Annotated in this window: 13 protein-coding genes; 4 read left to right on the plus strand and 9 right to left on the minus strand. The window is 36.4% G+C overall.

The window, feature by feature from the left end; all coding sequences use genetic code 11:
* Window positions 1–87: 87 nt before the first annotated feature.
* The 4 genes from R2B72_RS09405 to R2B72_RS09420 all read right to left on the minus strand — a co-directional run bounded on the left by R2B72_RS09405 (window position 88) and on the right by R2B72_RS09420 (window position 4244).
* Window positions 88–366 carry a hypothetical protein gene (locus R2B72_RS09405; RefSeq protein WP_318616231.1) on the minus strand — a complete coding sequence of 93 codons (279 nt, stop codon included), beginning with the start codon at window positions 364–366 and terminating at the stop codon, window positions 88–90.
* Window positions 367–788: 422 nt separating this feature from the next.
* Complete coding sequence (locus R2B72_RS09410; protein ID WP_318616248.1) at window positions 789–1976, minus strand: DUF4317 domain-containing protein; 1188 nt, start codon at window positions 1974–1976, stop codon at window positions 789–791.
* A gap of 233 nt (window positions 1977–2209) precedes the next feature.
* A complete protein-coding gene (locus tag R2B72_RS09415; RefSeq protein ID WP_318616232.1) occupies window positions 2210–3430 on the minus strand; it encodes an MFS transporter in 1221 nt (406 codons plus the stop codon).
* 340 nt (window positions 3431–3770) lie between these two features.
* Window positions 3771–4244, minus strand: a complete 474-nt coding sequence (locus R2B72_RS09420) for a hypothetical protein (RefSeq protein WP_318616233.1) — start codon at window positions 4242–4244, stop codon at window positions 3771–3773.
* A gap of 458 nt (window positions 4245–4702) precedes the next feature.
* Here R2B72_RS09420 and R2B72_RS09425 point away from each other — a divergent pair, with 458 nt between their 5' ends.
* From R2B72_RS09425 to R2B72_RS09435, 3 genes are all read left to right on the plus strand, one after another.
* Window positions 4703–5356: a GGDEF domain-containing protein gene (locus tag R2B72_RS09425; protein WP_318616235.1), complete on the plus strand. Its 654-nt coding sequence runs from the start codon at window positions 4703–4705 to the stop codon at window positions 5354–5356.
* Window positions 5357–5432: 76 nt separating this feature from the next.
* Window positions 5433–6587 (plus strand): HD-GYP domain-containing protein, encoded by a 1155-nt coding sequence (locus tag R2B72_RS09430; RefSeq protein WP_318616236.1) that lies wholly within the window; start codon window positions 5433–5435, stop codon window positions 6585–6587.
* A 158-nt stretch (window positions 6588–6745) separates the two neighbouring features.
* Window positions 6746–7915, plus strand: a complete 1170-nt coding sequence (locus tag R2B72_RS09435) for a peptidase (RefSeq protein WP_318616237.1) — start codon at window positions 6746–6748, stop codon at window positions 7913–7915.
* 611 nt (window positions 7916–8526) lie between these two features.
* Here the strand turns inward: R2B72_RS09435 and R2B72_RS09440 are convergent.
* The 5 genes from R2B72_RS09440 to R2B72_RS09460 form a co-directional block, all read right to left on the minus strand.
* Window positions 8527–9486: a sensor domain-containing diguanylate cyclase gene (locus R2B72_RS09440; RefSeq protein ID WP_318616238.1), complete on the minus strand. Its 960-nt coding sequence runs from the start codon at window positions 9484–9486 to the stop codon at window positions 8527–8529.
* 339 nt (window positions 9487–9825) lie between these two features.
* Complete coding sequence (locus R2B72_RS09445) at window positions 9826–12720, minus strand: DEAD/DEAH box helicase (RefSeq protein ID WP_318616239.1); 2895 nt, start codon at window positions 12718–12720, stop codon at window positions 9826–9828.
* Window positions 12721–12745: 25 nt separating this feature from the next.
* Entirely contained in the window at window positions 12746–13150 is a 405-nt protein-coding gene (locus R2B72_RS09450) for a (deoxy)nucleoside triphosphate pyrophosphohydrolase (protein WP_318616249.1), read from the minus strand.
* 85 nt (window positions 13151–13235) lie between these two features.
* Window positions 13236–13616, minus strand: coding sequence for a hypothetical protein (locus R2B72_RS09455; RefSeq protein WP_318616240.1), 381 nt, complete (start codon window positions 13614–13616; stop codon window positions 13236–13238).
* A gap of 16 nt (window positions 13617–13632) precedes the next feature.
* Window positions 13633–13977 carry a hypothetical protein gene (locus R2B72_RS09460; protein ID WP_318616241.1) on the minus strand — a complete coding sequence of 115 codons (345 nt, stop codon included), beginning with the start codon at window positions 13975–13977 and terminating at the stop codon, window positions 13633–13635.
* A 485-nt stretch (window positions 13978–14462) separates the two neighbouring features.
* On the opposite strand from R2B72_RS09460, the gene R2B72_RS09465 reads away from it, so the two are divergent.
* Window positions 14463–14667, plus strand: a 205-nt coding sequence (locus tag R2B72_RS09465; protein WP_318616242.1) for a helix-turn-helix domain-containing protein, incomplete at its 3' end; no start/stop codon positions are given.

Below are 14667 nucleotides of genomic sequence, written 5' to 3' on the forward strand. Positions count from 1 at the left end.
TGATGTGCTTTTGTCTATTACTGATGTATCGGGTAATGAAATAACCTCCATAAGCTTTACAAAAGCTGCGGAGGTTATTGTCACATATTACTGCTCTTCCACAATCCCCTGGACATCATTCAATTGCTGCTTGATCAAGTCTAACTGCTCTTTGTTTTGCTGGACTGAATTCGGTTGCTCATTTTGTTGTTCTACATTTGAAAATGCCTTTTCTGCACGTGATATTGAATTGAAGGCATGCTCCACTGCTATCTCTTCCGGATGTGACATTGCTTGCTTCACCGCACGATCTGCCTTTTGAACTGAGTTGCTAAAAAAAGTGCTTGGATTATCCTTCTTCCAACTGATGTCTGAATTCTTAGCCATTTATACCTCTTCCCTTCCTGCAAATAAGATAAGTTACGGAAAGCTTAGTATTGTAAAATATCCTGAAAGTATGCGCGGTTGAGGTCATTTCAATTTAATAATAATTAATTATCCCCAAATTTAACATTCAAAATTTTATATTATCTATTAACTAATTCAGTATCCTTGCTGTTAAAACTCAAATTATATGCTTCCCATAATCAAAAACCCATTCTTCAATCGAATGGGTTTTCCATTAATACTGAGCATCACTTACTATTTTTTCAAAGAGAAAATCCAGTGAAGGCGTTGGCTCAACGAATTTCAATTGCATATAAGGTTTATAATCAATAGCCAATTGGCTTGTATTGTAAAGACCTCTTCAGATATCTCTGTTACATCTTTTCAACTACATAAATCATAAAGAGATGCTTGAGTTGCAATTACTCTATCAATTCTTCTGGAAGCAGCGTGAACCCTTCAATCATTGTGTCTTCTTCCACCTCAATCAATATGCAACGTTTCCCATTGACAGTGACTTGCCTCACATATCGCAAGTCTTGCGGGCTGATAGAGATATTCGCCACTTTCGTTTCAATCTTGATGGACTTGGATGTGTAACTTGGAACGATATGGCTTGCCTGCATTTCATATGTTTTATCATCGATTACTTTCTGAAATGCCCTCTCCACTTTTTCCGTGCTCACATCTTTTACGCCACTCGCCTTCAGCACACGTTCCACTTCTTTCGTATCCAACGTAGGAAGGTACTCCTCTTCTCCCTCGTCTTCCACAACCAACATACTGTTGATTTCATCATAGACATTGGCAAGAGTTCTTGTATCCACCTCATTCCCAACCACTTCTTTTATGATTTCTTCAAAGACGGCTTTATCATCCTCAGCAGTCATTACCTCTTCACCGTCCAGTACATTCTCGATAAACTGGTAATTTGGCTTATTCGCTTTACCTGCAGCATACAAGACGTGATTGACGTCTGCCGCATTATCCGTGAAGACAGGGAACAAAAACCCACCCATTGGAGACGTTAAATTAATGATTGGATCAAGCATGTCACGCGACTTAAATTCCTTCTCATTGAAATCAAATACAAGTGACCGTTTCGGCAGTTCAGTCTGATTCATGCTGCATAGAATGAACGGTGTCTTGTACACTTCATCCCGCTTGGCGACTTCCTCTTCCTCGTGATTCCTTTTCGTCGGTTTAAAATAAGTACCGCGAATAAAAGTCACAACGACGTCCTTTTCATATTGAACATCTTGCACCATCTTTTCTGCGATGCTTTGCATATTCTCTTTCCAATCTCCTACTTCATTCGTGTGGAGACCCTCAAATAAAAGCTGTTGCGTATGATCCGCTTGCTCCTGCTCTTGTTGTCGAAACTTCACCTCAAATAGTTTTAAACCCAGTTTTCCACCTAACACTTTTTTAAAGTTGGTCAGAAACAACTCCTGTTGCTCCCTGTCCAATAGGGAAAATGGCTGACTTTCCTCATGATAGAACTCACTGCTCTCCTGCCTAATATACACTTTGTAAATATCAGTGATTGTCAGTAAATCTGTATCCAACTTAAATTGCTTGCGAATCGCCGCAATGTCCTTCTTGTTCATCACTATTTCAGCTCCCCGACTAGCATAATCTATCCTATCGAATCTAACATTCACGTTTTGAACGTCAAAAGAGCGTCAAAGCTTTCGTTCTGCATTTGACGCCTTCTTATTATAGCAATTTTTTTGATCATGGTAGAACTACAATCCATTTCGAATAATGAACGTTCCGAGCTGTCGTGTATTTCTCAGGGTGCCTGGCATCCCAGGGATGTATATCCATGCTTCACCGTAGTTTATACAACACTATTCGCTTTTTCCGGTTGCAATCCCTTTACATCCATTGCCTTTTTTCTAAAGTAAAAAATAACGGCCATTAAACACCCAAGAATAAAAGCACATAATACAAGTGACCATAGCGTAACGCTGATTGGATAGCGATCTATCAGTTCGCCAGCAATTCTTGGCAAGAATGCGCCACCTAATCCCCCCATCGCCATCAGTATGCTCGTCGTCCATTCCTCCAATCCTTTAGACGTTTCATTGACAATCAAGAGGCCAATTGAGAAAACTCCCCCCATTAATAAACCCGTTAAAAATATGGAGATAAAACTAAACATAGCAGAGGTTGAATAAGCAAACATCAATAGGGTGATAAACTGGCCGATACAGCAAATAACAAAGAGTTTGCTATACCCTATTCTATCGATGATACCCGTCATACTGATACGTCCAAGTGTCATCGCTGCCCAAAAGACTGTAATGCTTAAAGCCAGCGTGGAAGCATCTAAACTCGTTGTTTTGCTCATGATGGTCGGCAAGTAGTTCGGCAACACCATTTCAGTTCCCACATACATAAAGAAAAACAACGCACCCGTCGCAATAATCGGCAATTGCCTTGTAGAGTAACGCTTTCTCGCAGGTTTATTCCCATCCTCAGTTAAAGGCTTCGACTGTCTTTTTAAAACCGGATCCAATTCTCCAAACGAAAGAAATAACCAGAGCAACATAATGACCGTTGTAAACACGGCTACAAATGTAAACGAGAAATTCCATACACCCGTTAGTATCAAAAAAGCAGAGACGACTGGAATCACTAATGCGCCTACTCCAAAAAACACTTCAACGATGACAAGTGTCGAAGCTTTCTTTTCCTTCAAATGGCCAATAATAAGAGATGCAACAATTGTCTCGGCAATCCCTATTCCCGCCCCACCAAATGGCGCGATCGCTAACATCACATTCCAATTAGGTAAGATGCTAAACACAAACTGGGAAAGAGCAAACATGAGTAAGGCAAGAAAAATAGTCATTCTCCGACCAACCCTATTGACGATAAGCGGCGCAAACATAACCCCACCTAAAAAACCTAAAAATTGATTCATAATCAACTGCCCGCCATCCTTGTAATGAATTCCATACGAATCCACCATAGGTTCTAAAACGGTTCCGATGATAATATGGCCAAAGCCGTTTAAACAATAAATTAAGGAAGCAATCCATATAAATTTCTTCATTCTATTCTCCGTATCTGCATTATTCAGCATTATTTGAAAGTAGTGTTGCTTGTCTCATACTACCAATAATGGGCAGGGTCGTCTATATGGATTGGGGGTTATGTGAAATCAAATAAGGTGCTTGGCTCCCAACTGTGTGTAGTTGTCGAGAATCAGGCACCTTGTTTGATTTGTGGTTGGATTAATTTTTGAATGATTAATGCCCTGAGCTGTCGTTTGTTGTAGGGATTGCTTTTTGAATAGAAAATTTCACTCACTTGTAGTGTGGTATCCCAGGAGACCTAGCATAGATATTCATTCGCGTCCTTTCGCGAATTGTGGCTGAGCCTGGCATCCCGGGTTAAGTTAGTATCAAATAGTAGTATTTGGCATCTTGTAATGAGCTACTTAAATCAAATGACGCTTTGAAGGCAATATATAATGCAATACCAGCTAATATAGTTATAGTTACACCGCCGTCTTTAAGCATTTTTCTATTTTTCTTATAAAGGATAAGCGTTGTTATAATAACAAGTAAAAAGTATGATACCGATAAAATTAGTTTTACTAATACCAATTTACTATCATTTACAGCATTCATATAATTTACTAAATCATCTTCATTGGCGGCTCTCTGTTCGATAATAGATATATCTCCTTTGTAGCCAACCTCCCAAGAAAATTTATTTTGTTCTTTTGTTACGGTGTACTCATAACCCAAAGTCTTCCCATCACCAATAATCCCTGAATATTCCTGTGTATCTTCTTCACTTTGGGAACAAGCAGATAAGATTAAGGTAAAACTAAATAGCATTAGCAGAATACATTTTTTCATTTAAATTTCCTCCCATCTTTCGATAAATATATAAAAAAAGCAATACCAATTTGTACTTTAATGCGGTGTTATTTAAAGTTTTGTACCACTCAACTGAACGGGTTAGTATCAATCCTAGCGGTTTTCATTTTAGTATTGTATTTATCTTTTTCAATTAAAGCCATCTATACTATTGTTTGTGCCCTTTGGTTAACTGATGTTTTACAAAGTATGTGACCTAATAGGCGATCAATTTTAGTTCGATTAAACGTGTTAACAGGAGTGTGAGAGATATAGGGTGATATGTTGAATTATTTTGGGTGTACCGAATTAACGAACACGATTAACGGATTCACCACAACCAATCACCAAATCACCCCCCATTGCCTAAACAACCGAAAATAAGTATACTATATCAGGAACATAGACCAACTTTTGTCATGGGACATGAACTATTTTATCGGCCAAAGGAGAACCATATGAAGTATCTGGGAAGATTTATTTTATTATCACTATCATTGGCTAGTGCATGGATATATTTAATAGTCGGGAATATGGAAGTCATCCCATTTACTATTTTTACATTAATACATGTAAGTTTTTCATGGTTTATAGGAGGTTGGTATGACAAGTATAGGTACCTATCCTATCAAGATCCCTTAACTGGTGTGTATAATCGTAGATATGCCGATATTCAATTTAAGAAGAGTTTTAATCGAGCTAAGCGTCGAAATGAAAGAATAGGGATTTTAAATATTGATATCGATAATTTCAAATTGATCAATGATACCTACGGCCATAGCTATGGTGATTTTATATTAAAGGAAATATGCAGTTTAATTGTTGGAACCATTCGTAAAGAGGATATCCTAGTAAGGTGGGGCGGAGATGAGTTTCTTTTATTATTCATTGATATTGATTATACGTCTGCTCAAAATCTAACCAACCAAATCAACGAAACAATTAAAACTGAATTGAACAATTGCAGAGAATCTATGAAAACAGATATATCATTATCCATCGGCCATTCCATCTATCCAGAAGATGGTCAAAACATTTCAGATTTATTATCAATTGCCGATAAAAGAATGTATAAAGTAAAATCTATTAAGAAGGAAGTTAGTTTATCATGAGACATTTAGAAGAACTACACCATCCTATAGCAGAGATTCTTCCAGACAAGCCATTTACCCTTAGTGGGGTTGAAAAATGAAGAATACATCGTTATTACAAGAAGAAAAAAGAGCTACCATTTTATTTATGTGGTTATTTTATATTGTATTTTTTTTATATGATATTGTTTATTATAATCTATTTCCTTTATTACCATGGCTAGCGGATACTGCGCCAGATGCGGTATGGTATATTCTAAGTTTCATTAAACATTTTATCATCATCTGTCTGATCCCTGTCTCCCTCTTTTTATTTAAAAAAGAAAAACCTGAAAAGGTAAAATATATTATCGTCATTACTTTTTTAGTTACTAACCTAGTAACGGATATTTATTATTATTTTGGCAGCGTAGATTCCTATTCTAGCGGTAACCTAGTAGAGGTAGTTATTATACTGTTTTCACCTATTTTTATTAATAAACGATTTTTTCATCTAGTTACATGGGGATTAATCCTAAAATACATATTGGTAGGACTATTCATACAAGACCCTATCATATTATTTCCTGTTATTATCAACATCGTATTAGCTTTAATTGCCTATATCCTTCTTCATCGCATATTAATCTATGTTAAGGCACTAAAAAATTCCTATAGTAAACAATTAGAAGGAATTGTTAAAGGAGTTATTGCGACATTAGAATTAAAAGACCCTTATACGCGCGGTCATAGTGAACGAGTAGCCGAATATGCGAAAAATCTTGCAAAAGCAACAGGAAAATTGAAAGAATCTGAATTAGATCATTTTTATTATGCATGTCTATTACATGACATAGGAAAAGTGAATATTCCTGACACTATATTAACAAAGTCTGGTAAACTAACAGATGAAGAATATGAAATTGTTAAAACCCACCCAGTTGTAGGCGCTAAGGCAATTGAAGATGTAGAAGGAATTGCTGATAATATTGCTGTCGTTTATCATCACCATGAAAGATGGGATGGCAAGGGCTATCCAGATGGGCTTGTGGGAGAAGAAACACCCCTTGTTGCTAGAATCACAGCGATTGCAGATGCTTTTGATGCGATGACTTCCACAAGGTCTTATCGACCAGCGCTTCCTTTTGAAGAAGCTTATAAACGAATACTAGATGGACAAGGTTCCCAATTCGATCCTGCATTGGTGAAAGTTTTTAAACAAGTGTATCCGGATTGGATTACAATCTCTAAACAATATAATAAAGATTATTAACGAAAGGAGGGGAGCAAACATGAAAATCCGTAAACTTAAGAAAGTTAAAGTAACATGCTGGTGGTGTTTTATGTTTCCAAAAGGCTAAGTAACACGACAAATAGGATGCTAATCTATTAGCATCCTATTTTAATTTTTAAAGAGCGGTGGTGCTAAGTTTGGTATTAACGTTACAATCTCGAATCACTCTATATCCTTTATCGATTCAAAAAGATAAAAAAAATTATATCGTGGAAGAACCTGTTTCTGGTGATTTTTTTGAAATGCCAATGATTTGTATCGATGCGATAGAAAGGATAATTGAAGGTCAAACATTGGGTGACGTCGAAAGAGAGTTGCAGGGAAAATATCCGAATGAAAAAGTAGATATGATTGAATTTGGTGAACAGCTTATCGAATTAGGGCTTGTTCAAAAGCTAGATGGAGAAAAAATGACTCAAAAAAAAGAAACTCCAGCTACAGGTGGATTTACATGGATCCCCTCTTCTGTTGGACGTTTCTTTTTCAATGGAATCACGAATAAGATTTATCTCATTTTTTTATTGATCAATGTTGCACTTATGGTGTGGAACCCTGGATTATTCCCTCATTATCAAGATATATTTTTATTTGATTCGATGATGCTCAATATCATCACCTACATGCTAATATCCCTTGTATTAATCATCATTCATGAATTCGGGCATATCCTTGCTATCCGATCCTATGATTTACCAACTAAATTAGGTATTGGGAACAGGCTAATATTTGTCGTTTTTGAAACAGACCTAACTTCAGCATGGAAACTTGCGCCGAGGCAAAGAAATATCCTATATTTTGCCGGAATGTCTTTTGAACAAATTTTTGTTTTAAGCGCATTATCGATACAGCTCCTCTTTCCAGAAGCGAATGCTATTTTTATAGGTATTTTAGGTATAATCGTTTTTGATATTTTCATAAAAACCTTGTACCAATGCTGTTTTTACATGAAAACAGATGTCTATTATTTCGTTGAAAATATAACAGGATGCTATAACTTAATGGAAAGTGGAAAGCAGTTTTTAAGCAGATGGTTGCCATTTGTAAAAAGTGATTCTAGTGATTCAGATATGTTCGATGGAGAGCAAAGAATTGTTCGTATGTATAGCGTATTTTATATTGCTGGGATTTTGTTAACGCTTAGTCTAATTGCCTTTTACTTTCTACCACAGGCTTATTATGCTTATTCACAAGTTTTTTCTAATTTACTTTGGTCTACGACTCCATTTGCTTTTTGGGATGCAATAGCTTTTCTTGGACAAACAGTACTTTTACTAAGTTTATTCTTTTATTCTAAAAGAAAGTCATAATACGTAGGTACAAGTTCCATAGCCATCAAGCTAACAAAATCAGAGGAAATTATCTTTAACTTTTGTTAGCCTTTTCCTTTCTAACTTCTTCTGGATAGAATCCTTTCATCATGTCGTGTTCAAAGAATGACATGATGTAGTCACGAAGTTCACCTTTAGGTTTCATTGACCCATGGATATTCCCTTTGGGTCCTCATATTTCTCTTCATCCAATCAAACTTTACACTTATCCACTTGTATATCGTGACACGGATAATGAACACATATTTTCAATACCCACTTCTGATAAAGAACTAACACCTAATTCACAACTTTTTTGCCTCTATTTAGGGTACGGTTCACCGTAACTATTGTAAGTGCGGTTTTTTCATCTACGTTTATAAAATAAAAAAGCCGGTGATAGGCATGCTAAGTGAGCAACTTCAAAAGCAACTCATTGAGACTTTAAACAATGGCTTACTCCTAATTTTATTATGCTATTTGGTTCTTTTGCAAAAGGGACAACAAAAAATGCATGCCTATAGTAGCATTAAATTAATAGCGTGCAGGGATCATTGATACAATTTAAGAACGAGAAAGTGCATTTAGCGAAAAATGATGATATTTTAAAATTAACTTCGTATAACTGTTTGTTTTTTTGCCCTTTTTTGTTCGTACATTTTTTGATCTGCTTCAACAAATAATTGTTCCATTTTGTTGATAGATTGCTCACTAAAAGCATAACCAATTGAAATGTTGATTCGCATCTCATGATTTATACTATATATGTCAATCGCTGACTTTAGCCCCTCATAATTTGTACATATTTGAGCATCGGTAATTCCCGCTTGAATAATCACAAACTCATCACCGCCAATTCGTGCTACAACTGCTTCTTGCGGAAAATAATTCACTAAAATTTCCGCTATTGCACAAATTAATTCATCTCCTTGCTTATGGCCAAAATTATCATTAATATATTTTAATTCGTCTAAATCACATAACATAATGCTAATTGATGTATTAACTTCTTTGTTATACTTATTCATCTTCTCTTCATAATAACCGCGATTGTAAAGGTTTGTTAAAGAGTCGTGCGTAATTTGATATTTCAAATCCTGCTCTAACTTTACCTTTTCATCAATATTACGCATCACGCCTTGTATCGCAACTAATTCTCCATTTTTATAGATTGGCGTCGTAAATTCTTCAAACCACTTATAAATCCCGTTCGTACCACGAAGGCGTTGAATAATTCCTTTACTATAATCTGCCCCGTCCATTACTTTTCGATTCATAATATCTAGATCATCTGGATGAACCATTTTAAATGGCATATTTGGGTCACTGTTTAACATATCTAGCGTCCCCTCACCTAAAAAATAATCTACTGAAGGTGTAGTGTAGCAATGCTTATATTCTGGCTTTAATTCATAATAATAAATAATATCCTTAGACATCTCTACTAATTTCAAAATACTATCATTATCTTTAAAATTCGTTGTCTTTTTTGCCTTTATACATTTCATACAGGTAAAGAAAATAATGATTCCCGTTATAAAACCAAGCGCAAAATATGTCCAGTTTGTCATTGATGCTCCTCCGCTCAAGTATATTTAAAATATCGGTTAATTAGGCCTAATAAATTGTAAGCTATTTAATTACAGATACTACTTTGTACATGAAATTTCTCGTTACTTTAATATAACATATGCATCAAGTATTTTATGAATATTAGTTTATGACACAACCCATCTTCAAATAATTAATTGGAATGTACCTGTTGTAGATTCTTTGTATTGATGCTAGTTTTATTAAAAAACAGCAAAAAAACACCAAGTCGTTATTGCTTCAACGTTCTTGGCGGTTATTTTTTAAAACCGCACTTACTTATGATACGGTTCTCCTTATCAAAAATAAAGCTAGCCTCCTCATTCCTCCATCAAATAATGATACAACTTCCCCTCCACAGCCTGCTCCATCACCATGTTCATATGCACGACCGGAAGTTCCTTCCCATTCTTATCAATCATTCGATCTTCTTCAACGCTAGACTTGTCCGGAACCCCTCTCCCCAGATAATAAAAATCAGTTCCTTCATCGTCATCTTTCTTTACAAAGATATGAATATCCATGTTATTTTCAACGGATTGAATAACTTTTTGAACTTCCTGAGATTGTAGCGTTCTGTTACTTCTTGTATACCATTTAAAAATTCCTGGGCTTAAGAACTCATCACCATAGTCGACACTCGATTCGACTTCATCATTTTTATGGTAGGTCACGAAGATTGGACATGTGCCGTGCTTTGGCTTGTACCCGTACATCGTCGAGCTTTCGTCACTGCCCCAATTCAACAATTTACATGCATCTTTTCTTGAATACTTTTCGTACAGTGTAAGCGGCTGATCACATTGATATTTTTTTGCTTTCTCTTTGGCACTGTCGATGACATCTTTAATTAGTTTTGTGAAATATGGATTCTTCGATAAGCTTTCCTGTATGGATGTATTGTGCTGATAGCTTCCATCCTCATTCAGTTCCACAATTGGCTTTTCTCCGTACTTACTTTTATTGGCCTGCGTAAAAAATGAAAGATCCAGGATGCGATTTACTGATTGAAGCGTGCCTTCATCTGTACGACAATCATTGGCTGTTAGCTGCTCCAAATAAGCGGCGTGAGAAACTTCATTTTGTTTCAGTAACATCTCAATCAAAATGATTTCATGCTGTCTTTTACCATTTAACACTTCCGCGGAAAGCATTGTTAATACTTTATCTTCATAAACGCTTAATGCGGGAACTTCTTCGTTCATTTTCAATAAAAAACGATAGTAGTTCACATACTTATCTACAATAACGGTCGGATCAATGGAGTGATTTATGACAAAGTCATATAAATATGGAACTCTACCGATTTTATTTTTCAAATCAGTATACGCGTCTCTCAAAATCTTTAATGCTGTTAGATTGCTTTGATTTATGGAGCTGAAGATTTTTTTCTTCGCAATTTCTTCGAAGTTAATCGTTGAAACACCCTTTATATAACTCGTATCTTTCGTGTGTCGGCGTATATTATCTTTATTTAGGGATCGGTCACCTGACAAAGCCACGGGAATAAGATAGTTGTTTTTATAGTTGCCGATAAAATCAATGATCGTGACATAGCTTTTCGAATTATGCTTCCGCAGACCTCTTCCAAGCTGTTGAATAAAGATAATGCTCGACTGCGTTTGTCTCAACATGACGACTTGATTGATACAAGGAATATCGATTCCTTCATTAAAAATATCCACAGTTAAAATGTAATCAAGGAAGCCATTTTCCAAGAGATTTATTTGACGCTCGCGCTCCTCTGGGGAGTGGTCGCCTAGCAAAGCAACCGTTCGCAATCCTCGTACATTTAACGCATTGGATAACTCTACTGCTTCATCTTTTCGACTACAGAACATAAGCCCCTTTACACTCTCACCTGAAAAACCATAGTAACCTACCTTTTCAATTACATGATTGACCCGTTCTTCCGTCACAAGCCTCGATAAAAGCGTTGCATCGTCAATTTCCTCTCCGTCACGTTCAAAATCCGTCACGCCAAAGTAATGAAATGGGCAAAGCATATCCTCTTCAAGTGCTTCTTGTAAACGGATTTCATACGCGATGTTGTAATCGAACAGCTCATAAATATTAAAGTCATCTGTTCGTTCTGGCGTAGCTGTCATGCCCATTAAAAACTTCGGCTTGAAGTAGTCAATTACTTTTAAATAAGAAGCTGCACCAGCCTTATGTACTTCATCTATCAATATATAATCAAAATCTGCCGGATCGAATTGGCTTAGGTTCTCTTGTTTTGACAAGGTTTGAATACTAGCAAATAGATATTTCTTATCTACCTGCTTACTTGTCCCAACATACATCCCAAAGTCTTCACTGATGCCGCCAAGAATCCTTTGAAAGTCATCCTTTGCCTTGTTTAAAATCTGCTCCCGATGAACAATAAACAACATGCGTTTAGGCGCAAAATTTCTCACATCAAATGCAGATAAATAGGTTTTCCCAGTACCCGTTGCAGAAATAACGAGTCCCTTATCTTTTCCTTCATCACGAACCGCTTGAATTTGTAGCAATGCGGCTTGTTGCATATTGTTGGGGACTATTTTTAAAGACTCTTCGATTGCATTAGTCGTATACTTCCCAGGTATCTCAACAACTTGCTCAGCTATCCTTTTGTCCGCATTTTTCTCGTACTCTATTTCATAGTTTTCTATCCATTTTTCAGTGAGTAATTCTGAGTTGGACCATACGTCTTCAAACTGATTTTTAAAGTGATGAACAATGTCGCCATCTTCATGGGAAGTCAATTTCACATTCCACTCGTAATTCACTTTCAATGCATGTGCAGTTAAATTGGAGCTTCCTACAATCAACGAGTAATGTGTTTTTTGTTTGAATATGTAGCCCTTAGAATGGAAGCCTTTTAAATTGGTTAATCGTACTTCTATGTTTGTTAATTTCATAAGTTCTTTAAACACTTTTGGTTGATTAAAATATAGATAAGTTGAAGTTAGTATACGTCCCGCAACGCCTTTTTCTTTAAGGTCCAAAAATAAGGACTTTAACGTAGCTAATCCACTTTCGGTTATGAATGCAACTGAAAAAAGGAAGTCCTCGCTACTTGCAAGTTCCTCCTGTAAAGTATTTAATACATGACTATTTTTCTTTTCATTATTGATGAGTAGCTCCGGTTTAAAGCTTCCAGAATTGCTTTGATTTTTATCGATAAATCCTTCATGTAATGATGTTGTTAAATTACGAATAAAGCTTTCCATATATACATCACATCATTTCTCTGTATTATTTATTCAGGATTGTATTCGATAACTTTTCAATAGCAGGAACATCTGCAGGCGCCCAGTTAAGTGATGGTAACTCTTGTCTAGTCATCCACTTTAGTTCCGCGTGTTCAGAGACTTCTGGTATTCCTGAAACAACCTTAGCCATAAACGTCTCTAATCTCACAATGACTTTTTCATATTCATATGTCGTATCTTCCACATGATCAAAAACTTCGATCGTGCAGCCCAACTCTTCTTGAATTTCCCGCTTTAGCGCCTCTTCCTTTGATTCACCTTGCTCAATTTTGCCCCCTGGGAACTCCCAGTAGTTTGGTAATGTCATTTCTGGTCCTCGTAGTGCACAAAGAATTTCTTTATTATCATTTTCAATAATTGCACCTACAACATGTACTGTTTTCTTAATAATTCTCACCTTTTCTTTCTATTCACATCAAATTTCTTTCCGAATTATCTGTATACAAACATTATCCAACATCTACCGCCAATTTTCAACAATCATACCAATCCGTCCAATAAGCATCACCATTCCCATTATCATGGATCACCAAATACTCCTCCCACGAAATCACTTGCGTCAGACACTCCACACTACAATACTGCGTTGCATCCGATTCAAAGTAAAATCCTTCTTGCATCGGCACTCCGCATTCCGAGCATAAACGCTCCTCTTCGTCTGGATCTTTCATGCGGAAATCTTGAGCAATAAGCATGGTTCTCAATTCCAAAAGTGTTGCACATGAAAACCTGAAACAACCTTCATTCACATCATAAATTGCGCAGATTTCTTTGCTTTCTATCAATATCCCATCCTGAATCACAATCGTTCCATTCCCATCTACCACTTTAACTGATGTACTTTTGAAATTCACTGTCCTTCCCTCCCACTCAATTGATTAGTTGTGATTGAGGAACAATCCGCATGCTTTCAGAATCACAAACTTGGCATACGTATGTTTTATCTTCGTGCATTTCGTGGCACTCATTGCAGACGTAAAGCATTTTTTCATCAGACGGTTCTTCTACTCGCATCGACAGACCTTGGAATGACAGCATCTGATCCAAATCCTCAATCAGGGCACAAGCGAATGAAAACGACTTGTCATCTAAATCATAAATTGTACAAAGCTGATCCCCTTCTATTAAAATCCCATTCATAATGACGATTTCTCCATCATCTTGAATCACTTGAACTTGTGTTTCTTGAATTCTATACTGGATCATCAGTTTCAAATTAGACACTCCTTTCTCTGTTATATATCCGATCCCCTACAACCGATTTTCTAAACCTGTTGGTGTGTAAAACTCGCGAGTGTCTGTCACCGTAGCTTTTTCTCATGGATTCAATAAGAACAATTATGGGGTTGGCTTCATAGCGTAGCGGTAACAGGCACTCGGATGGTCATGTACTTGGTGTCACTTTTTATTCATCTAAAAAATAAGGACCAAATAAGGTACGCTAAATGTACCTTATTTGGTCCTTATTCAGCAAAAATCCTATTACAACGCGCTATAAGCCAAAGGATTTCTCTATTTCAACTTAAGTACCTATATTCATCCCCAACGTATAATCCCACCTACACCGGATACAATATAGCTACATTAGAAAGGGGGAATTTGGATAGCATATAAAAAACTATAAAAATAGTTGAAAGACTATTGATAGTACGCATATTTTTCCGTGCAAAGGGTAAAGGATTTGTACGGAGGTGATTTTGATGATTCTAGGGAAGAAGGTCAGGTTGAAACCTACAAAAGCGCAAGAATTAAAAATGTGGAAGTCGGTTGGTACCGCAAGATGGGTCTATAATTGGACGCTCGCACGTCAACAGGAAAACTACAAACAGGTTAACAAATTCATATCTGACAATGACTTGAGGAAAGAAATCACTAAATTAAAACAGCTGGATGATTTCAACTGGT

It is taken from the genome of Sporosarcina sp. YIM B06819 (assembly GCF_033485175.1).
Classification (GTDB): Bacteria; Bacillota; Bacilli; order Bacillales_A; family Planococcaceae; genus Sporosarcina.

Bases quoted from the DNA above. Each gene is read 5' to 3' on its own strand.
- R2B72_RS09440 (WP_318616238.1), bottom strand. From the start codon at position 9,486: ATGACAAACTGGACATATTTTGCGCTTGGTTTTATAACGGGAATCATT.
- R2B72_RS09420 (WP_318616233.1), bottom strand. From the start codon at position 4,244: ATGAAAAAATGTATTCTGCTAATGCTATTTAGTTTTACCTTAATCTTA.
- R2B72_RS09410 (WP_318616248.1), bottom strand. From the start codon at position 1,976: ATGAACAAGAAGGACATTGCGGCGATTCGCAAGCAATTTAAGTTGGAT.
- R2B72_RS09415 (WP_318616232.1), bottom strand. From the start codon at position 3,430: ATGAAGAAATTTATATGGATTGCTTCCTTAATTTATTGTTTAAACGGC.
- R2B72_RS09445 (WP_318616239.1), bottom strand. From the start codon at position 12,720: ATGGAAAGCTTTATTCGTAATTTAACAACATCATTACATGAAGGATTT.
- R2B72_RS09425 (WP_318616235.1), top strand. From the start codon at position 4,703: ATGAAGTATCTGGGAAGATTTATTTTATTATCACTATCATTGGCTAGT.
- R2B72_RS09430 (WP_318616236.1), top strand. From the start codon at position 5,433: ATGAAGAATACATCGTTATTACAAGAAGAAAAAAGAGCTACCATTTTA.
- R2B72_RS09405 (WP_318616231.1), bottom strand. From the start codon at position 366: ATGGCTAAGAATTCAGACATCAGTTGGAAGAAGGATAATCCAAGCACT.